Below are 20,409 nucleotides of genomic sequence, written 5' to 3' on the forward strand. Positions count from 1 at the left end.
CTTAGCGATAATGCGTAAAGAAGAATGTTTTTATTTAGGTAAAATCGCTAAAAAATTTAGTTTCAAAGGTGAAGTTCTGATCTATTTAGACACAGACGAACCTGAGTTATACGAAAATCTGGAATCAGTGTTTGTTGAACACAACAAACACCTGGTTCCTTTTTTTATTGAAAATAGTTCCTTACATAAAAACGACTTTCTCAGAGTCCGTTTTGAAGACGTAAATACCGAAGAAGATGCGGATGCTCTTGTTGGAAATGGTATTTACCTTCCTTTATCCATGTTACCAAAACTTACTGGTAACAAATTCTATTATCACGAAGTTATTGGTTTTGAAATCGAAGACAAACGTTTAGGTGTTTTCGGAAAAATTACGTCTATTAATGATTCTTCTGCCCAGCCTCTTTTTGAAGTTCTAAATGGCGAAGTAGAAATTTTAGTTCCAATGATTGATCAATTCCTTGTAAAAATTGATCGCGAAAACAAAAAAATTATCATGGATCTTCCTGAAGGTCTTGTGGAAATGTATCTTTAATTTAGTGTTCAGTCGCAGTTTTTAGTATTCAGTTTTCTAACTGAATAAAAATATCAATATACCAAACCATAAATCAAAATGTTTCAGTTTAAGCAATTCTCTGTAAAACAAGATAAAACTGCCATGAAAGTCGGCACAGATGGCGTATTACTAGGCTCCTGGGCTCCCATTAACCACAATCCGTTTAGTGTTTTGGATATTGGTGCCGGAACCGGAATCATTGCTTTGATGCTGGCACAGCGAAGTCATGCTGAACAAATTGATGCCCTGGAAATTGATGAAGACGCTTATGAGCAGGCTGTTGAAAATTTCGAAGCTTCTCCGTGGGGAGATCGTTTATTTTGTTTTCATGCTGGTTTAGACGAATTTATTGACGAACCGGAAGACGAATATGATTTGATTGTTTCAAATCCGCCTTTTTATGCCGAAGATTATAAAACCGAAAATGAACAGCGGGATTTAGCCCGTTTTCAGGATGCAATGCCTTTTGAAGAGATTGTCGAAGCAGCTGATTTGTTACTTTCTGAAAATGGTATACTTGCTATAATTATTCCTTTTAAAGAAGAGGAAAAATTCATTTCTTTAGCCAAAGAAGCGGAACTTTATCCAACTAAAATTACCCGAGTAAAAGGAACTCCAAAATCAGAAATCAAACGTAGTTTACTGGCATTTAGCCGAAATGAAGTTTCTCCATTTGAAATCGATGAATTAACAATTGAAATTGAAAGACACGTTTATACACCAGAATATATTGAGCTGACAAAAGATTTTTACCTAAAAATGTAAAATACCCTTACAAAGCTTTGTATGCTGACAAAACCCGCCTCATCATACTATTTCCCGCTTCTGGCAAAAAGAACAGCTCTTTCCAAAACCTCATCCCTTCCCTGCTGAATTCCTAAAAGAGTTGGTTTCACTTCAATATCAGGAACAATTCCTATTCGCTGCGTTTCCTTTTTGTCCGGATAAAAAACACCTATCCCGCTAAAAGCAGTATAAAATCCTTTTACGATCTGAAAACTGCAGACATTCCCATCAGCACCGGCAGTCTGGCTTCCTATTATGGTAACATCTGGTGCCGTTTGTAAACTCATTGCTGTAAATTCTGCATGACTTTGTGTATTTTCATCTACTAAAACAATAACTTTTCCCTTATAATGAGCAGGATTTTCACTTCCTATTTGAAAATTACGACTCCAGTAAAATTTTCCGGGATAAGTAATGTCGGGATAAGTAAATCTCGCAAAATCTTTTTCATGAGAATTAATCCAGCCGGCAATTGCAGACATTACACCATTGGGATAACAGCGATTATCAAAAATTACTGTTTTCGTATCTTTTAAATTTTCAATTAAAGCAGGAATATCATCATACATTAACGAAGTAAAATCTACATAACCAATATTATCGTCCAGGATTTTCCATTTTTCTTTCGTTACAGGCTTTACTTTAATATCCTTATAAATATAACGGTTAATTGACTTTACAGTCGTTTTTCCGTCTCTTATAAACTCAATTTCTGCATTTTTTGTCTTTCCATTAAAAATAACCGTATTCGCGTTTCTTAAAACAGTTGGAGCATTAGAACCTTCTATATACTTTGCTTTCTCTTTTAAAATTTCAGCAATGGTTTTACCATCAAATTTTGTTATAATATCACCAGTTCTGATATCATCTAATTGGGTAAGAGAATCATTTTTTGAGCTTATAACAATAGCTCTATCATCGATAATTTTTGTTTCAAAAGGAATAAATTTATCTCCGGAAAAATTTAAAAACAGAGTTCTTGTTCCCAAAAAAGCATGCGAATCGTTTAACTTTACAATCAGCTCTTTCAATGCATAATGAAAATCAACCTCTGATTCAGGAGCAATAAAGCCAGGCAGTGCTTCTGCCAGCGATTTGTCCCAATGCTGGTCCATCTGATATTTATACGGAAAAAAGTATTCTACATAATTCCAATATCTGAATAAAATTAAAAGCCTAAGGTTTTTATTTGTCCATTCAAAATCAGGATAATTATTCTCATTTTTAAATTCTTCAAAAACTCCTTTGGTATCATCTTCTGTAAATTCAATATAAAACTGTTTTGTCTGAACTCTGTTTTGTTCAATAAACTTTAATTTTTTAGAAAGTGTTTTAGAAAACAATTCTGAATTCGAAATCCAGGACAAATCGAAATTTTTATCAAAATAGTCAATCTTATTGACAGATTTAGCAGGTTTGTACGACTTAATTCCTCCTAATGACGCAATCCAATTCTCTATTACAAGAGAAAACTCCTCGGTCGTCTGAACTTTTTCAATCTGAGGTAATATCAGAAATAACTGTTCATCCCAATTTTTACTCCCATCGGCTACATTTGGATGATAATACTTTAAAAATCCCCAGACTTTGCAAACCGCAGCAAGCTTTTGGGTTTCAGTTATTGATTTTGAGAATGAACTTTGAAACAATAACAAAATAAAAATCAGCAGATACTTTTTCATTAAAATCAGAATTAGTTAAAAGGGCTTTTAGTTATATTTAAACCTGTTCAAATATGCTTTTAAATTGATATAATATTCTTTCTATCAATCGTAAATCTTCGGTTACGATTTCGGCAGTCCCTTTCATTTCCTGCTGAAAAACAATTTGTTTGCGATAAGATGTTAATAAGCCGTTAGGCAGCGCAACGTCTATGAGCAGATTACCGTCTTTATCCGGCACCAGAGAAATATTTTGAATCTTTCCTTTTAATACTCCAAACTCCCTGTCCGGAAAATTGGCCAGACGAATGTTAACCCGTTGTCCCACTTTGATTTTACCCGAGTTTAAAGCCGGAGCTTTTACTTTGCCCACAAAACCATTTCTGGCATCAGGAATAATTGAAAAAACATTGTCACCGGAATTGATGGTCTGGTTTTCGGTCCAAACCTGTAAAAAAGTAACCCTTCCGCTGATGGAGGATCTTAAAGCATAAGCCAGCTCCCAGTCTTTTATTACCTTTTTGAGCTGGTAAAAAGACTGCGCCATATTACGCCCAAGGTTTACTTCTTCTTTAGTGCTGTTAACCTGCGAGCTCTGGCTTGATTTAGTATTATCAATCAAAGAAGACTTTAACTGTGAAATCGACGATAAAAGACTTCTATAGTTCTTTTGTGCCTGAAGAAAACTTAACTTCTTAGCTTCCATTTCCTGAGCCGAAATAATACCTTTGGTATATAAAGCTTCAAAACGGGCGATCTCGTTCTTTTGAAGCTGCAGTTCACTTTCGTTAAGTACTTTTTGCTGCTGCAGGATCTCTAATCTTTCTTTTAGCTGGATTTTTTCTGAAATCTGAGCCCTGTTTTCGATAGCATACGGCTGCAGGTCATGGTTGAGTTCCTGTGCCTGATAATCTTTCTGAAAAACGGCATAAGCACTTTCAATTTCTCCCAGCTGGGTATTTTTTAATTGTGCAAAAGGAAATTCTTTTTGGGAATCATTAATATTGTATCCTTCTATTATGCTTTTTAGTAAAAACACATCTTGGTAACTGGCCGTGTTTTCGATAATGGCAAGCGTTGTATTTTTAGGAACATCTGCTTTGTTCTTAACCAAAATAGCTTCGATACGACCGGATGATTTGGCTACAATTTTCTCTGGCGGAATATTGGTGGTAATGACAATTTCAGTATTAACCACATCGGGATATTTTATAAACCAGGAAACAAAAAACAGCATGAGGATGATTACAAATATCAAAACAGTGCCCCATCGGATCATCCAATGCGGTACTTTGGTCAGGATATCCTGTACTTCTTCACTTCTTAATTCAAATGTATCTTTTTCTTCTGCCATATTTAATTTCCTAACTGCAGTTGATTTTTAACCAGTTCAAAATAATTTCCTTTCTGTGCCACCAATGAGGAATGGGAGCCGATTTCGATAATTTTTCCTTTATCCAAAACTACAATCTGATCCGCATTCATTACGGTACTGAGTCTGTGCGCAATTACTACTACTGTTTTATTTTTAAAGAAAATATCCAGTTTCTGCATAATTTCTTTTTCATTATTGGCATCTAAAGCTGACGTGGCCTCATCAAAAAATAAGACTTCGGGGTTTTTATAAACAGCCCTTGCAATTAACAAACGCTGTTTTTGTCCGGTACTCATTCCGGTTCCTTCTGATCCTATTTTGGTATTATATCCTAAAGGCAGTTCGCTGATATATTCTTTAATATTGGCAACATCTGCGGCATAGACCAAACGTTCTTTATCTACTTTATCAGTACCAATAGTAATATTATTGGCAATGGTATCGCTAAAAATAAATCCTTCCTGCATGACTGCCCCAATATTAGACCGCCAGGCTTTTTGGGAAATGTTCCTTAACTGGGTACTGCCTATGGTAATTTCACCGTTTTCAGGTTCATAAAATTTAAGCAGCAGTTTCATCAGTGTTGTTTTTCCGCTTCCGCTTACGCCCACTATTGCCGTAACTTTATTGGCGGGAATTATCAGGCTCAAATCTTTTAAAACCGGAATGTCTGATCCTAAATAGCGATAGGAAACATTTTTTAGTTCGAGATCTGAATCATACGGAACATCATGGCTCTGATGCTCTTCCTGCTGGGTTTCATCTTCTTTTTCATGAATTTCTGACAATCTGGCAAGCGATATTTTAGCATCCTGAAGTTCTCTCACAAATTCAATAAGCTGGGTAACCGGTCCGTTTAAACTTCCTACAATCGAGCTGATAGCCAGCATCATTCCCAGGGTTATGGAACCATCAATGACTAATTTGGCCGACAGGAAAATGATAAAAATATTCTTTAATTCATTAATGACCGAAGAGCCTATACTTTGTGTCTGTTCTAAAACCAATCCTTTTATAGAAACCCTGAAAAGTCGTGCCTGTACATATTCCCAGCCCCATCGTTTTTGTTTTTCGGCATTATGAAGCTTGATTTCCTGCATACCGTTAATAAGCTCCATGACTTTTCCCTGTTCGTTAGAAACTTCAGCAAAGCGTTTGTAATCCAGGGCTTCCCTTCTTTTCAGGAAAAGGGTAATCCAGCCAAAATAAAAAATACTTCCTATAAAAAACACCAGGAATATCTGGAGGTTAAAATAAGCCAGTACACCTCCCATGACAAACATATTGATTACAGAAAATAATACATTTAGTGACGATGTGGTCAATATTCTTTCAATCCTGCGGTGATCGTTGATACGCTGCATAATATCCCCGGTCATACGGACATCAAAAAAGGAAATAGGCAGGTTCATGAGTTTGATGAAAAAATCAGAAATTAACGAAATGTTGATGCGGGTAGACAAATGCAGCAGTATCCAGCTCCGGATAAGTTCCAGACCGGTTTTTCCGGCAAACAAAAACAGCTGTGCAAAAAGGATCAGATAGATAAAATGAATATTCTGGTTCTGGATTCCAATATCGACTATACTCTGGGTTAAAAAAGGAAAAATAAGCTGCAGCAAACTGCTGGCCAGCAGCCCGATACTTAACTGAACCAAAAACGATTTGTAACGCCAGACATATTGCGATAACAAGGAAAATCCTAATCCCCTGTTTTCTTCTTTATCAAAATCGGACTGAAAGAATTTGGGAGTTGCTTCCATCAAGAGGGCAATTCCTTCCTGAGTCGATTCATCGGCATTATTACCGATCCAGAATTTTAAAAAATCGGATTGGTTGTATTCGATCAGACCAAAAGCAGGGTCCGAAATATAGTAAGTGCCTTTTTTTATTTTATAGAGCACCACATAATGGTTTTTGTTCCAGTGCAGTATGCACGGAAGAGGTGCTTCTTCGAGTCTTTCAAGACTTAATTTGACCCCCAGAGTCCTAAAGCCGTTTTTTTCGGCCGCATCACTCAAAAATAGCAGGTTGCTCCCTTCACGAGTCGTTTCGCTGGCTTCTCTTAAATCCTGTATATGAATCGTTTTCCCGTAATGTTTGGCAATAATTTTTAAACATGTAGGGCCGCAGTCTTTAAAATCTGCCTGTTTATAATGAGGGAATTTTTTCAAATTTAATTTAGAATTAAATCATTATCATAAATAACATTATTGTCTTCTGTCTTTACAAAAATATGATATTTCCCTATTGGAAGTTCTAATTTTATTGTTTTTCCTGTTAAAATCTCTAATCTCTTTTCGATTGGAATTCCTGCTTCTTTAAACAAATTAAATTCATCAAGAAAATCAATTTCTACCAGAACTTGTTCATTTTTATTTTTTTTAAATGTTTTACTTCTAATTTTTACATCTTTAAAAACAGAATCTGGAAAAACTTCTTTTAAACCTGGCTTAATGTTGTTAATTAAAAAAAAGTCAGCAGAAGATCTTAAACCTAAATATTCCGGAAGATAATTTCTTGGTATTAAAGTGATTTCCTGCTTTGTATCAGCACATATTGCAACTTGATTTATTGTAACAGGATTTATTCCTGATAATTCTTCAAAATATTGCGCCATCCATTTTTTTCCTTCACCTCTTTTTTCGATATGTGAATGACCAACATAAGCTAAGATTTTTGCTTCCGGATCACTTTTCAGAATGTCAACAATATTTTGAGCTTGTCCGACCTCTCTTTCAATAGCATCATCAAGATTTTCATGCCCAACAATTACAAAACCTAATTCTTTTGCTCTTCTAACAAAATGTGCAAAATAGGGCTCATTAATATAAACACCATTATTTATATTGGGAATCAAAGTAATTTTATTATCAGCCTTGAAATCTTCCAGGGAAAGATATTTAAATCCTTTCTCTTTTAGTATTTCCAAAATTTTCATCGCAAAAATCCGATGCTTAGGATAATAATGATCTTCATTAAGAAAGATCACATTATTTCTGCTTGATAATTCCCCTATCTCTTTATAAACAAAATCATTTATATAAACATCTTTACTTGATGAAATCGAATCTGCAAATACATTATATTTTTCTTTACGCTTTTTTTCGTATGTTTTAATTATCGTGTCATAACTAAAATTATTTGACAAAAAAGAATTCGTTGTCGCCAAAAGCTGCCACTTTAGACCTTTATAAGTTAATTTTTCAGTAGTCGAAGCTGTTATTTTTTTTCTAGCTTGTAAAGGATTTTTATTTATGTAATTATTAAAAATACTCATACTTGACAATTTACTACTGTTACAACTGTCAATGAAAATTCTATCTGCCAGTTTATTACCTATTATTGCAGAATAGTTTTTTAGTTTACCTGATGCCTCCAAATAAATAATAACTTTTTTTGTGCCCTTTCTTTTTTCAAAAATGGAGATATTATTCACTGTGTCCTGTAAAGTAATTTCCTGATGATAAATATTATCCTCCGCTTTCTTTAATGAATCGTAAAAAATATAAAATCTGTAGTTATTTACTTTTGAAACGCCATACAATAATATTTCTTTACGAAATAGATCTTTGTTTTTTTGTTTGATGCCTTTTTCTAATTTCTTCACATTTGGAAACTCCATGGCACTCCAAAAATCAATAGAAACTTTCGCACAATCATTATAAAAGTAATCATTGTTAAAATAGTTGCATTTACTTAAATCCTTATTTACTGAACTGCAACTCGCAAACATTATTCCAACTAAAACGAGCGAGCTAATCTTGATTAAGCCATTTATTATAGTATGGATCATAGTTACAGTTTTCTAAATTCTTTTTGCGATCATTTTCTATTTTACAACCAAATCTTCATAATAAATAGTTTGATTGTTTTCAGTCTTTACAGAAACATGATATTTTCCTACTGGTAATCTCAGTTCAATACTATTATCTACTGGGCTTATCAAACGTCTATCTATGGGAATTGCCATTTCTCCTATCAAACTAAACTCTTCGTGATCAGTCACCTCCAATAATAAAGTCTCTTTTTTATATTTCTTAAATGTCTCGTTTATAAGTAATATGGTCTTAAAAAGACTATCTGTATAAATCTTTTCAAGACTGGGCTTTAAATTATTGATTAAAAAAAAATCCGCTGATGATTTTGTTTGCGGACCTTCCTTAAGACACGCCGCTGGTACCAACATTAATTCTTTATTACTATCTGCAAATACAGCTGCTTGATTTATTGTGACAGGATCAATTCCGGATAATTCTTTTAGATATTCTGCCATCCATTTCTTTTTTTCACTTCTCTTTTCCAAATGTGATTGTCCAACATATACGTAGATTTTTGCAACACTGTCCCTTTCAATAATTTTCATTATATTTCTAGCCTGTCCCAGCTCTCTGTCAACATTTTCATCATAATTTTCATGACCTAAAATTGTAAAACCTAACTCTTTTGCCTTCCGTATAAAATGCGCAAAATATTGCTCCCTTATATAAAATCCATTATTCCGATTAGGAATAAACTTTGTTTTATCATTGCTATTAAAAGCTTCTAATGAAATATACTTATATCCTTTTTTATATAAAACATCTAACATTTTCATTCCAAGAATCCTGTGAGAAGGATAATTATGATCCTCATTAAGTATTACTATTTTATTTTCTTCAACTATCTCATCTATTCTGTTGAAAATCTCATTATCGTAGAAAATATTAGACTTGTTAGAAATAGCTTTAATAAAATCATTATACTTTTCTTTATATTTACTTTCATAATTGTTAATCAGCGAATCATACTCCTTATTATTCTGCATAAAAGAGTTTATTGTTCTTAAAAGCTGATATTTGTAATTATTTTTATCACTTGTAGTGGAGATAGGTGCCGTTTTAATTTTTTTTCTTGCTTCCAAATAATTATGAAAAGAAGTTGTATAATAGTTAAAAACTGAAAAATAAGATATTTTGTGATTTATTGTAGAATCTATTCTAACCTTACTTATACACTCCCTTGCTCTATTTACAGTGTTTTTAAAATCATTTTTAATAAAAGATTTAACTACACAAATTACTTTTTTGTTTCCTTTTTTCTTTTCAACTACTGCAATATTATTCTTTTCGTCTTTTTTAACCTCACTTATTTGGGTTAACGTATCAACAGGACTAATAACTTTTTCAAAAAAATAATACATATCAAACCTACTGTTTCTTAAAGGCCTGCATTTTATAAATAAATTATCTATTGAAACATCTTCAACTTTCTTTAATTCTTTTTTAATCTTACATTTTTTAATTTGTGACAGATCTTCTTGAATAATATTTCCTAAAAAATCAATTGATATATTTATTGAATCATTATAAAAGAAATCTCCTAAGAAATAATTATGCTTAATAACATTCTGTTTTATTGTTCCACAGTTATAAAAACAAAAGAAACAGCCAAAAATAAAAATAAGTTTTATCCCTCTAAACATGCCAACGGTTTTCATATGGATCAAATTTGCATTTTGTCTGGTGTTCATAATACTGATTCTCTATAGTTTTTTGATATGGAATTCTTTTATCTGGGCAGATATACCTAAACTGACAATCTTTACAAATCTCTATTCTATCTTTATTAACATACCAAATTGATCTAAATTCATTAGTACTGACAACTTCTCGCAATTTATTAACTCCTAGTTCCCCATATGTATTAGGATCTTTATAGTAATTTTTTATTCCTCCATCCTTATCTATGAATACAGATTTATTATACATAAAATTATATTGAAGAGATTCATTATATGCATCCAGATTCAAAACAAAGTCTTCCATACATTGGATAGAATTATTTTCTAAAATATTTTCTATAGGATCTTCACTATAAGTAAACTTTTCATTTTCTGTAAAAATCTCATTCCCTCCCATATAATTATAAAAAACTACTTCAGAAAATCGAGGAAATTTATTTACAATTCTTCTCAAGTCATTTTCTAATTAGAAACTGATATTGAAAAGCTAAAAAACAAAAATAAAATACTAGAAATAACTACTGAATCAGCGGCTTTGGTTTTCTTTTGATATTTCAATATTTAACTCAAACTCTAATTCTTGAAAGTTATTGACAACTTTCGTAATTTTGCTATTTCTGTTTAATATCATATATGTCGGAAATAGCTTTATCTCTAATTTCTCATTAATAAACTTTTGTTGATCTGCAAAAACAGGATACTTAAGAGGGTTCTTTTTGGCAAAATTTCTTATATCACTATTTTTGTCCAAAGCAAAACTTAAAAACAAAACATCTTTATTATTCCTATATTGTTCTATCATTTTGTTCATTGCAGGAATTTCTTTAATGCAAGGCGGACAGTTAATGAACCAAAATTTAATTACTACTATTTTGTTCTTTATGAAACTATTTTCATATTTGCTGCCATCTAAATCGACTAAGTTAAAGTGAGGAAAATAATGCCCTTGTTTTGAAAAATTCTCTATCTCTAAGTCAGCATTATTAATTAATACATTTTTAATTGCTTCTACTTTCCATTTCTTTATCTTATAAATAGTATAAATTTCTTCGTTCTCTTTAGAATAAATTTTAAGAGGTAAATAATGACCGGTTTTTATTTTTAGCAAAAATGTCTTTTTGTCTATTAAATTTTGATCTTCATCAAAAGCTGTAAAATCTCTTGAAAAAAAAAATATACTTATCATTATACTCAAAAAAATTATCTATACTTTTCGTTATATCCGATGGATCTCCTATTAGATTTTTAGAATTACAAGAAATAATAAAATAAAAACTTAATATAATTAGAGTTATGTTTGCTTTCATGATATTTAAAATAGAAACTACTTTAAGGCTAAAGCAGTTTCTATGTTTTTAGTTTTAACAATCTTTTAATTCATAACCAGCAGAACATGTTGGGATTCCAGTGCTAGATGCGCAGAGACCACAACGTTCTGTTCCTTGTAAACAACATTTTACAGATTTAGGGCCATCATACAATCCACTTCCTGCCATAATAATTTTCATTTCTTTTCCTGACAATCTACCTTTTGCAGTTGCAAGGGACATTTTTTTTGAACTTTCATAGTTTTACAATATTAAAATTACGCTTTGGAAAAATCAGGAAAATAAAAAGCTGCCGCGATCAATTTTTAAATTTAGATTCAATTCTTTCAAAAGTCTTAAAAATGAAAATTAGGCAATCATAATTTGTAGGAAATTTTTAAGATATTTTTATGAGCAACATATAAAAATGTAAGAAATAAAACAAATAACCTTATATTTAAGTTTTAAATTTGTTTGAAATGAAATATGAAAATTTGTTACAAGCCAGAAAAGAGAAAGGATTTACTCAGAAACAAATGGCAGATATGCTTGCTATGGAGCAAACCACCTATTCAAAAAAAGAACGGGGTATATCTCCTATCAGAGAAGACGAATGGATACGGTTTTCTAAAATTTTAGAAACTGATATTGAAAAACTAAAAAACAAAAATAAAATATTAGAAATAACTTCTGATTCAGACGCTTTGGCCTGCTTAAGTATTATTGAAACCATTATTAAATATAATCAGCAACTGGAAAAAGAAAATAATCTGCTGAAAAAACAATTGAGCAAAAAAAAATAGAGAGAAACAAAATTCCTCTCTATTTCATATTTGAATATATTTATTAGTAATACCAATTTCTCTAGGAGATGGCACTTGATCAGCCCTAACCAAATAAAACCGACCCAAGTGACCAATTATCCTGAGAATCCCGACACCAATCATCAATGTTGGGATAAATTGCTCAATGTTCCACGATCGAGCGCCTACAAATTAAAAAAAACATGACTAAATTTTAAAAAGGCTTTCTTGTATATTACTTTAAATAATTTTAAAAATTTAACAGCAAAGTCGGTTTGAACCACAAATACCGGCTTCTGTATTTATCGGACAAACTCCTCCGCTTGGTATTAGAATACATCCCGCTTCAATCGCATAAACCCAGCATTGTGGTATTCCTCCTTTTATTGTTTTTTGTTCACTTTTACTAATATGCTGAGCATCTTTCAACTCCAAAATCTTCTTTAACATTGAATGAAATTCGTCAGATTTAGCTCGGATCTGAAAAATAATAGTCTGAACACTCTTCAGAAATCATCGTATTCCAGGCATCGCAATTAGAAACTGCTTCCATATTAGCGCCAATAATCGTTTTTTGTTCACTGGCACTTATTTCTTGTGACCCTTCCAGGTTTAAAATATGTTTTAACATAACCGTTTGTTTTAATTATTCTTGGAATAGTATTCTTTGGCAAAAAAAATAATTCCTCTTCTTTTTAATGATTATGCGATTCTCTCCAAAACAGTTGTTTCTTTCTCCTCAACAAAATCATTTAAAAAATATTTCAGTTCGCTTAATTCGTATTCATTCGGAAACAATTTCTCATTTACAATTTTCACAGGAGTGTAATTAAAATTGTTTTTAGAACACCACTCATATTGTTTGTTTATTTCCTGATTGATCATCATGCTGATGTTTTCAATATGCCATTTTTTAAGCCATTTTTTAAGGCTCATTTTTTTAATATGCCAGTCTGAAATCGCCTCAACTGTTTTTCCCGGAGTCGATCTGTTTATGGTTAACAATCTTTCAACTACTGCTTTGTATGGATTATCTGTGTTTTCCGGATTAATATTAAACAAAACACTTAAAAATATTTTGTCCGGGAATTTCAAAACTAAATCAAAAGCTTCCTGAAATGTTTTATGACAATGTTCGCAGCTTGGGCTTATGATAACGGCCAGTTTTACTACCGCATTTCTGTTTCCAAAATTTAATCCTCTCAAATCTTCAAATCCGTTTGTATGAGGTACTTTTTTAGATAAAAAATTCAAAAGCGAATAATTACGTTTAAACTTTTTAAGCTCTTTTAATGAGTTTTCATTTTCAAGAACGTTCTGCGCCACAGATTTTATTACAAACCAGATCGGCACAAGCAGAATTACCGAAAACAAGAATGGAAAAACAGACTTAAAACTAAAACTTAATGTAAATAAGTCTGATGAAAACCATATGATGCTTTGCGTAAATATCAAAAACGAAACCATTAAGCACATCACACACCATTTTTGAAGTTCAAATTTTTGAATCCATATTGACGAAACAATAATCGGGATAGCCAACAAACTCAAAAAGCCAACAAAAATAGAAGAGCTCAAAGGCTGTACTACAATCGCAATAAAACTTGCGCTGAAGAAAAACAATGGTAAATCGGAGAAACTAATCCATCTGTCATTGTAATTTTCGTTAAAATTAATTACAGAGTTACAAGAAGAATTGTTACTCAAACTGCAAAATTTTGAAATAATGCTGTTTTTAAAACCCAGTTTTTCCTGAACAATCAAAATACTAACCACTAATCCTACAGAAGAGGTTAATAAAAACAGGACACTAAATAAATTATAATTGTTATAAAAGAACGAAAGACCAGCCGCCAGCAGAAAAGGAACAAGGTATTTTAACCAGCTCATTTCAATTCTTAAGTTCTCTCTGGCTACAACATTATTTGGTTCAATGGCCACAATAACACCATTCCAGTCTAAAAGAAATTTCTCATACGATACTTTTTGAGATCCCTTTTTAATGGTGCTGATACGAACAAAATCTTTTGCTCTTTCAACCAGTACCAGTTCCTCTTTAAAATAAGCCAGAAAATTGGATGGTAAATCCACTATCTGCTCTTTCGGAACTCTTATTGCAGCATTCTCAATCGACAACAAATCAAATGAATCTGTTATCGCAAATAAACTTGGATAATTGGGATGAGAAAGAAACAAATCTTTAAACTCATTTTTGACTTCTGAGTATCGGTTTATCTGAAGAAATTTTTGAATAAGTTTTAACATTTTTTGGGAGTCTTTTAAATCGTAATTCCAATGCAAATATTGTTGTTTTTATTCGAAAAAAAAGATCCAAAGCAGACATTTTATTAATTATACTACATACAATTTATAAATTATAGCAGTCTCTACAAAACACTCAAATACTTAAAAATAAGACCATTACACCTAAAAACAATTTCAAAAAACTTCAAAAACCCGATTCTCGATCAAAGGCTTATCATTTTAGTTAGTTTTGACATATCAGTAACCGTAACATGTAAAAACATGAAAAATATGAAACTAAAATTAGAAGATTTTGAGGTAAAAAAATTATCTAAAAATGAACAAAAATCAGTTCGGGGAGGAGATGATCCTGGCAATGATAAAGACCCTATAAGAGGCGGAGGAGGAACAGTAGGATAAAAATCTGAAAATTAGAAAAAAGCACTGCAAATACCCAACAACAAAAATACAAATTTATGACTAATAAAAAATCAGCGTTAGAAAACTTTATAACGGAAAAAATAGATACAACTCAACAAAAATTAGTTCGCGGCGGAGATAGCCCTGTAACTCCTGAAGATGAAAAACCGGAAGCTGCAAAAGCGGCTCCAACAGATGGCAACAAAGATCCTATCAGAGGAGGAGGAGGAACAGTGGGATAAATAAAACCTGTTTCCTTAAATATTACTCGCAAACTGGGCTGGAGAAACACCAGTCCTTTTGCGAAATGATTTGGCAAATGAAACCGCATTCTTAAAACCTACACTTTCGGCAATAGCCTGAGTCGAATATTTACGATACATATGATTGGTAATCATTTCGTTGATTACATAGTTAATTTTTAACTCGTTAGAATATTCCCCAAATGATTTTCCAAATCTTTTATTTACAACATAAGATAAATAAGTCGTATTGGTTTTAATCTTTTTCGCCACGTACGGCAGCGTAAAATCGGCATTTAAATATTCTAATTTATTCTCAAGGGCCAATAGTTTTTCGACTATTTTGTTCTCTTTTGCTTCATCAATACTTAAAGTGATATTCTCTTTTTTAAGGTGAACTTCTTCAAGTTCCGGTATCTCTTCTTTTTCTTCAACAATAATTTCGGCATTATTTTTCTTCTCCAGATTGGCTTTAAACTCTTCAATTAAAGCGTTCATTTTTTTATGCGCTTTATTCTTATCAATTATATTTTTGATCAGTAAGAATATAATCCCCACCACCAGCAGTACATAAAACACCTTTAATGCCTTATTCAGCAAAACATCTTTTTCATATTTTTTCTGAATCGTAACCATTTCCTCACTCAAATCACCTGTTCCAAGTTTATAATTTACTTCCAAAGCTTCATTATTCAGTTTGGCTTCCGATTTTTCATAATTGTCCAGATAGATTTTAGAATGTCTAAAGGCTTCCTGCGGCTCTTTATAGATATTGTATATTTTGGCCTGATAATAGTTTGATTTTAAAAAACTTTCATCTTTTAAATTATCGATTTCAGAGATAGAGTCTACTTTTTTAAAAAACACCAGCGCTTTATCATACTTTTTGGTTTCATAATACAAATTACCCAGATTATAATTAGCAATTTTGTATTCTTTCTTCAAGTTGTTTTGTTTAGCAAAAAATACTATGTTGTAATACGTTTTCTCGGCGTTCTTATAATCATTTTTCATATAATAAACATTACCCAGACTTATTTTTGCCGTGATGTTATTAATGGGTAAATTTTGAGAATAAGAAACTGTCTTCTTATAAAAATAGGCTGCAGAGTCCAGTAAATACATTGAAGACTGGTTTTTCATGTACCAGCCTTCGTAGGACGCTGCCAGTGTTAAATTATTACTGCTTTTTATAGTATTAAACTGTTCTTTGGTATAATAACTTTCGTTATTATCTATGAAAGTATTGAGCTGTTTTAAGTTCTTTATAGCCAGCTGATAATTCCCTATAGCTTCGTTTATAAAGGCAATATTGGTTTTAAATTTTACAATTTGAACAATATCTCCTATTTCGGTAGAAATTTTCATGCCCGCCTGATAGTTCTCAAGAGCTTTACTGTAATTTCCTCTTGCTCCTTCTATCAGACCTCCATAGTTATATAAATAAGCTTTTAGCTGTGTTTTATCTCTGGATTCATTCATTTTGTCCAGATATTGAAACGCCAGTGCATATTTTTCTTTAGATCTGGCTGTGCTGTCCTGCAATTGAAGTAAGTAAGCAAGCGCTACATTTGCAAAGGCTAAATGTTTATTATTGCCGGATTTTGCCATTTGGCTGGCATATACAGCAGCGCTGTCTCTGTTTGCGTTGAGATTTAATCGAATTTTATCCTGCAAGAGTAAATACTCCTGCTCTGTTAATTCCTTCTTTTGTTGGGAAAAGCCGGCACCCGAAACGAAAAAAAGTAAAAAATAGATGATAAGCTTCATTCAATTTATATTTTTTTGGAATCTCAAAATTAGTTTATATATTATCAATAAACTAAAATTAATTTATCTTATTTGTGATTATTTTTTAACTTATATGTAAATTTATAACAATTTATCTTTGTTTTGTTATATTTTTATTCCGTAAATTTGTTTTGCAAAATCTAATCAAAAATGAAACCAGACTTATTTCAGGCCCCGGATTACTTTAACCTTGATGACTTATTAACAGATGAGCATAAATTAGTTCGCGAATCTGCACGTGCATGGGTTAAAAGGGAAGTTTCCCCAATTATAGAAGAATACGCTCAAAAAGCAGAATTTCCAAAGCAAATTATTAAAGGCCTTGGAGAAATTGGCGGTTTCGGCCCTTATATCCCTGTCGAATATGGCGGTGCCGGTCTGGACCAGATTTCTTACGGACTGATTATGCAGGAAATAGAAAGAGGTGATTCTGGTGTACGATCGACCTCATCTGTACAATCTTCATTAGTAATGTATCCTATCTGGAAGTACGGAAATGAAGAACAGCGTATGAAATATTTACCCAAACTGGCCACCGGAGAATACATTGGGTGTTTTGGTTTAACAGAACCGGATCACGGTTCTGATCCCGGAAGCATGATTACCAATTTTAAAGACATGGGTGATCATTATCTTTTAAACGGTGCCAAAATGTGGATTTCAAATGCTCCTTTTGCTGATATTGCCGTTGTTTGGGCCAAAAATGAAGAAGGAAGAATTCATGGTTTAATTGTAGAACGCGGTATGGAAGGATTTTCGACTCCTGAAACCCACAACAAATGGTCTTTACGTGCATCGGCCACAGGAGAGTTAATTTTTGATAACGTAAAAGTTCCTAAAGAAAATCTTTTACCTAATAAATCAGGGCTCGGAGCTCCGCTTGGCTGTTTAGATTCTGCCCGTTACGGAATTGCCTGGGGTGCCATTGGTGCTGCCATGGACTGTTACGATACCGCTCTTCGTTATGCCAAAGAGAGAATCCAGTTTGGAAAACCTATTGCCGGAACGCAGTTACAGCAGAAAAAACTGGCCGAAATGATTACCGAAATCACAAAAGCACAGTTACTAACCTGGCGTTTAGGTGTTTTAAGAAACGAAGGAAAAGCAACTTCTGCACAAATTTCTATGGCAAAACGCAACAATGTGAACATGGCCATTGAAATTGCCCGTGAAGCCAGACAAATGTTAGGCGGTATGGGAATTACGGGAGAATACTCTATTATGCGCCACATGATGAACCTCGAAAGTGTGATTACTTACGAAGGAACTCATGATATACATTTATTGATTACCGGAATGGATGTAACTGGAATTCCAGCATTTAAATCATAAACATCTATTAAAATATATACAAAAACAATATAAAAAGCTTCCTGTTCCCCGGAAGCTTTTTATCTTTGCACCAAAATTTACCTAAATGAATATTGAAACTATACACAATAGCATTCAACCTCAAAAAGACCAGCTTTTAAATCACTCTTTATACAAAAAAATCCAAAGTATCGATGATTTACACAGTTTTGTAGAAAACCATGTTTTTGCTGTTTGGGATTTTATGTCGCTTTTAAAAGCATTACAAGCTAAACTTACCTGTACCACCACTCCCTGGTTTGCTACGAAAAACCCGGAAACACGATATCTTATTAATGAAATTGTACTGGCCGAAGAAACCGACATCAGTATCGACGGAAGAAGACAAAGTCATTATGAAATGTATCTGGAAGCGATGGAAGACTGTGGTGCCGACACTACCGAAATTCATAAATTCCTGGCCGAAGTAACTTCTCTTCACAACATTTTTGTGGCCATTAAACAAAGCTCACTTCATCCGGATATCAAAGCCTTTTTAGATTTTACTTTCAGAGTTATCGAAGAAGGAAAACCGCATCAGATTGCTGCTGCTTTTACTTTTGGAAGAGAAGACCTGATTCCGAGTATGTTTACTGAAATCCTTAAAAATTTCCAGAAAAACCTTCCGGACACTGACTTAAGCAAATTACTGTATTATTTCGAAAGACATATCGAACTTGATGCCGATGAACATGGACCGATGGCCATGCAGATGATCACCGATTTATGTGAAGACGATGCGCAAAAGTGGAAAGAAGTAGAAGAAGTTTCAATTCTGGCCTTAGAAAAACGTATCGGACTCTGGAATGCTATTGAAGAAGAAATTCTCCTAAAAACAGAAATGGTATAAAACCAAAATATCTTATTTAACGTAACTATTTGTTTAAAGAAGCCAAACTAATTTAAACAAATTATGAAACCGCAGCATAAACAAATAGTTACCGTTATCCTCTCCGTATTCCTGCTGAGCTGCAGCACCGAAGAATCATCTTCGGCAGCTCCTGTTACTACAGTGCCAGTAACACCACCGGTGACACAAGTCCCAACAACACCCATTATTTCCAAATCTGTAAAGTATCTGGCATTAGGCGACAGCTACACCATTGGACAAAGCGTGTGCGAAACCTGCCGGTATCCGGAACAGCTCAAAACCAACTTACAAATGCTTTATCCGGAAACCGCTTTTTCTTTAAAAGTAATCGCCCGTACCGGCTGGACAACTAATAACCTGCTTACTGCCATAAAAGAACAAAACCCGGAGTCTGATTATGATCTGGTAACCTTGTTAATTGGAGTAAACAATCAATATCAGGGAAGAGCATTTTCTGTATACGAAAAAGAATTTCCTGAACTGCTAAGCAAGGCCATTGTGCTCGCAAAAGGCGACCCAAAAAATGTTGTCGTTATTTCTATACCGGACTACGCCTATACACCTTACGGAAAAGCTATAGCCGGCGATCAAAGTACCCGAATTTCTACAGAAATAGATCAATACAACAGTTTCGCAGAAAAATACTGTGTTAATAATCAGGTTACCTTTGTCTCTATTACCGATATTACGCGTTTGGGACTGAGTAATCCAAATCTTGTAGCTGCAGACGGCCTGCATCCTTCTGAAACCGCTTATAAAATGTTTGTGGACCGAATGATGCCGAAGATCAAAATTGCTTTACAGAATTAAGCTTTTTCTTTTTTTTGAAGCAGAAAAACTCGTTTTCAAAAGTACGTTTAGTCCCGCTATCCGCTTTATTTTTTGTGGTCTCGTTAAAGAAACGAAACCACAAAAAGATACCGCTTCTATCGGGGCTGGATTATACGTTTTTGTTTTCAATGAACCTTTTTAAAAGGCATTGGAGGAGGCGGAGGCGGTAAAATTGATGTCAGATCTCCAAAATCTGCCATTTTATTCGTTGGTACAAAATGTAATTTACCTTTGATTTCACCTAGAGATTTTATAAATCCATCCAATTCTTTTGGAGCTTCTCTGGCATATAAATAAATCGATTTTCTTTTTTCCTGATTCGAAATCTTTATAAGATAAGCCTGCGCATCTTCTACAGTTTCTTTTGCGTAAACACTGTCAAATTTTTCAAAATTTACGTCACGAAGTAACCTGTTCAATTCTCCTTTTTCTTCAGAATTGAGAACAGCATAAAAATTCTCTACAGGTTCAGGAAATATTCTTTGATAATAAACGGTGTCACTCTTTGTAAATTTTATACAAAAAACAGAATGCAGAGCTTCGCCAGCAAAAACAAATTCATCAAATGGAAAAAGCTTTATATCCTCCTTCTTAGAACAAGAAAGCAATAAAAAAATAATGCTGAAAATTATAAGTTGTTTTTTCATCCAATCAAATATATCAAAACCA

At 33.0% G+C, this 20,409-nt stretch carries 20 protein-coding genes; 8 read left to right on the top strand and 12 right to left on the bottom strand.

Annotated elements, in window-relative coordinates; genetic code table 11:
- Nucleotides 1-10: 10 nt before the first annotated feature.
- Nucleotides 11-535 carry a ribosome maturation factor RimM gene (gene rimM / locus ACODST_RS01600; RefSeq protein ID WP_488930362.1) on the top strand — a complete coding sequence of 175 codons (525 nt, stop codon included), beginning with the start codon at nucleotides 11-13 and terminating at the stop codon, nucleotides 533-535.
- A gap of 78 nt (nucleotides 536-613) precedes the next feature.
- Nucleotides 614-1,321 carry a tRNA1(Val) (adenine(37)-N6)-methyltransferase gene (locus ACODST_RS01605; RefSeq protein ID WP_488930363.1) on the top strand — a complete coding sequence of 236 codons (708 nt, stop codon included), beginning with the start codon at nucleotides 614-616 and terminating at the stop codon, nucleotides 1,319-1,321.
- Nucleotides 1,322-1,368: 47 nt separating this feature from the next.
- Here the strand turns inward: ACODST_RS01605 and ACODST_RS01610 are convergent, their stop codons facing one another.
- From ACODST_RS01610 to ACODST_RS01645, 8 genes are all read right to left on the bottom strand, one after another.
- Nucleotides 1,369-3,024, bottom strand: a complete 1,656-nt coding sequence (locus tag ACODST_RS01610; protein ID WP_488930364.1) for a S41 family peptidase — start codon at nucleotides 3,022-3,024, stop codon at nucleotides 1,369-1,371.
- A 37-nt stretch (nucleotides 3,025-3,061) separates the two neighbouring features.
- Entirely contained in the window at nucleotides 3,062-4,357 is a 1,296-nt protein-coding gene (locus ACODST_RS01615) for an HlyD family secretion protein (protein ID WP_488930365.1), read from the bottom strand.
- A gap of 2 nt (nucleotides 4,358-4,359) precedes the next feature.
- Nucleotides 4,360-6,552: a peptidase domain-containing ABC transporter gene (locus ACODST_RS01620; RefSeq protein ID WP_488930366.1), complete on the bottom strand. Its 2,193-nt coding sequence runs from the start codon at nucleotides 6,550-6,552 to the stop codon at nucleotides 4,360-4,362.
- Between the two features lie 2 nt (nucleotides 6,553-6,554).
- Complete coding sequence (locus tag ACODST_RS01625) at nucleotides 6,555-8,174, bottom strand: hypothetical protein (RefSeq protein WP_488930367.1); 1,620 nt, start codon at nucleotides 8,172-8,174, stop codon at nucleotides 6,555-6,557.
- 36 nt (nucleotides 8,175-8,210) lie between these two features.
- The gene (locus ACODST_RS01630; RefSeq protein ID WP_488930368.1) at nucleotides 8,211-9,857 is read right to left on the bottom strand and encodes a hypothetical protein; all 1,647 of its coding nucleotides are present in this window, start codon (nucleotides 9,855-9,857) and stop codon (nucleotides 8,211-8,213) included.
- Nucleotides 9,835-10,335, bottom strand: coding sequence for a hypothetical protein (locus tag ACODST_RS01635; protein ID WP_488930369.1), 501 nt, complete (start codon nucleotides 10,333-10,335; stop codon nucleotides 9,835-9,837). Before ACODST_RS01635 ends, ACODST_RS01630 begins: the two co-directional genes overlap by 23 nt.
- A 72-nt stretch (nucleotides 10,336-10,407) precedes the next feature.
- A complete protein-coding gene (locus ACODST_RS01640; protein WP_488930370.1) occupies nucleotides 10,408-11,067 on the bottom strand; it encodes a TlpA family protein disulfide reductase in 660 nt (219 codons plus the stop codon).
- 175 nt (nucleotides 11,068-11,242) lie between these two features.
- Nucleotides 11,243-11,431, bottom strand: a complete 189-nt coding sequence (locus ACODST_RS01645; protein ID WP_488930371.1) for a hypothetical protein — start codon at nucleotides 11,429-11,431, stop codon at nucleotides 11,243-11,245.
- Nucleotides 11,432-11,667: 236 nt separating this feature from the next.
- Here ACODST_RS01645 and ACODST_RS01650 point away from each other — a divergent pair, with 236 nt between their 5' ends.
- A complete protein-coding gene (locus ACODST_RS01650) occupies nucleotides 11,668-11,991 on the top strand; it encodes a helix-turn-helix domain-containing protein (protein WP_488930372.1) in 324 nt (107 codons plus the stop codon).
- Between the two features lie 469 nt (nucleotides 11,992-12,460).
- Here the strand turns inward: ACODST_RS01650 and ACODST_RS01655 are convergent, their stop codons facing one another.
- Together ACODST_RS01655 and ACODST_RS01660 are read right to left on the bottom strand one after the other, a co-directional pair.
- Nucleotides 12,461-12,622 (bottom strand): hypothetical protein, encoded by a 162-nt coding sequence (locus ACODST_RS01655; protein ID WP_488930373.1) that lies wholly within the window; start codon nucleotides 12,620-12,622, stop codon nucleotides 12,461-12,463.
- A 71-nt stretch (nucleotides 12,623-12,693) separates the two neighbouring features.
- A complete protein-coding gene (locus tag ACODST_RS01660) occupies nucleotides 12,694-14,256 on the bottom strand; it encodes a vitamin K epoxide reductase family protein (protein WP_488930374.1) in 1,563 nt (520 codons plus the stop codon).
- A 270-nt stretch (nucleotides 14,257-14,526) separates the two neighbouring features.
- Here ACODST_RS01660 and ACODST_RS01665 point away from each other — a divergent pair, with 270 nt between their 5' ends.
- Both ACODST_RS01665 and ACODST_RS01670 read left to right on the top strand, forming a co-directional pair.
- Complete coding sequence (locus ACODST_RS01665) at nucleotides 14,527-14,655, top strand: rSAM-modified peptide (protein ID WP_488930375.1); 129 nt, start codon at nucleotides 14,527-14,529, stop codon at nucleotides 14,653-14,655.
- A gap of 56 nt (nucleotides 14,656-14,711) precedes the next feature.
- The gene (locus ACODST_RS01670) at nucleotides 14,712-14,897 is read left to right on the top strand and encodes a hypothetical protein (RefSeq protein WP_488930376.1); all 186 of its coding nucleotides are present in this window, start codon (nucleotides 14,712-14,714) and stop codon (nucleotides 14,895-14,897) included.
- 15 nt (nucleotides 14,898-14,912) lie between these two features.
- On the opposite strand, the gene ACODST_RS01675 is transcribed toward ACODST_RS01670, so the two are convergent.
- Nucleotides 14,913-16,667 carry a helix-turn-helix domain-containing protein gene (locus ACODST_RS01675; protein WP_488930377.1) on the bottom strand — a complete coding sequence of 585 codons (1,755 nt, stop codon included), beginning with the start codon at nucleotides 16,665-16,667 and terminating at the stop codon, nucleotides 14,913-14,915.
- A gap of 171 nt (nucleotides 16,668-16,838) precedes the next feature.
- Here ACODST_RS01675 and ACODST_RS01680 point away from each other — a divergent pair, with 171 nt between their 5' ends.
- The 3 genes from ACODST_RS01680 to ACODST_RS01690 all read left to right on the top strand — a co-directional run bounded on the left by ACODST_RS01680 (nucleotide 16,839) and on the right by ACODST_RS01690 (nucleotide 19,719).
- Nucleotides 16,839-18,020 (top strand): acyl-CoA dehydrogenase family protein, encoded by a 1,182-nt coding sequence (locus ACODST_RS01680; protein ID WP_488930378.1) that lies wholly within the window; start codon nucleotides 16,839-16,841, stop codon nucleotides 18,018-18,020.
- 85 nt (nucleotides 18,021-18,105) lie between these two features.
- The gene (locus ACODST_RS01685; RefSeq protein ID WP_488930379.1) at nucleotides 18,106-18,888 is read left to right on the top strand and encodes a DUF3050 domain-containing protein; all 783 of its coding nucleotides are present in this window, start codon (nucleotides 18,106-18,108) and stop codon (nucleotides 18,886-18,888) included.
- Between the two features lie 63 nt (nucleotides 18,889-18,951).
- Complete coding sequence (locus ACODST_RS01690) at nucleotides 18,952-19,719, top strand: SGNH/GDSL hydrolase family protein (RefSeq protein WP_488930380.1); 768 nt, start codon at nucleotides 18,952-18,954, stop codon at nucleotides 19,717-19,719.
- Nucleotides 19,720-19,865: 146 nt separating this feature from the next.
- On the opposite strand, the gene ACODST_RS01695 is transcribed toward ACODST_RS01690, so the two are convergent.
- Complete coding sequence (locus ACODST_RS01695) at nucleotides 19,866-20,387, bottom strand: DUF6438 domain-containing protein (RefSeq protein WP_488930381.1); 522 nt, start codon at nucleotides 20,385-20,387, stop codon at nucleotides 19,866-19,868.
- Between the last annotated feature and the right edge of the window lie 22 nt (nucleotides 20,388-20,409).

Source organism: Flavobacterium sp. FG19, assembly GCF_057809475.1.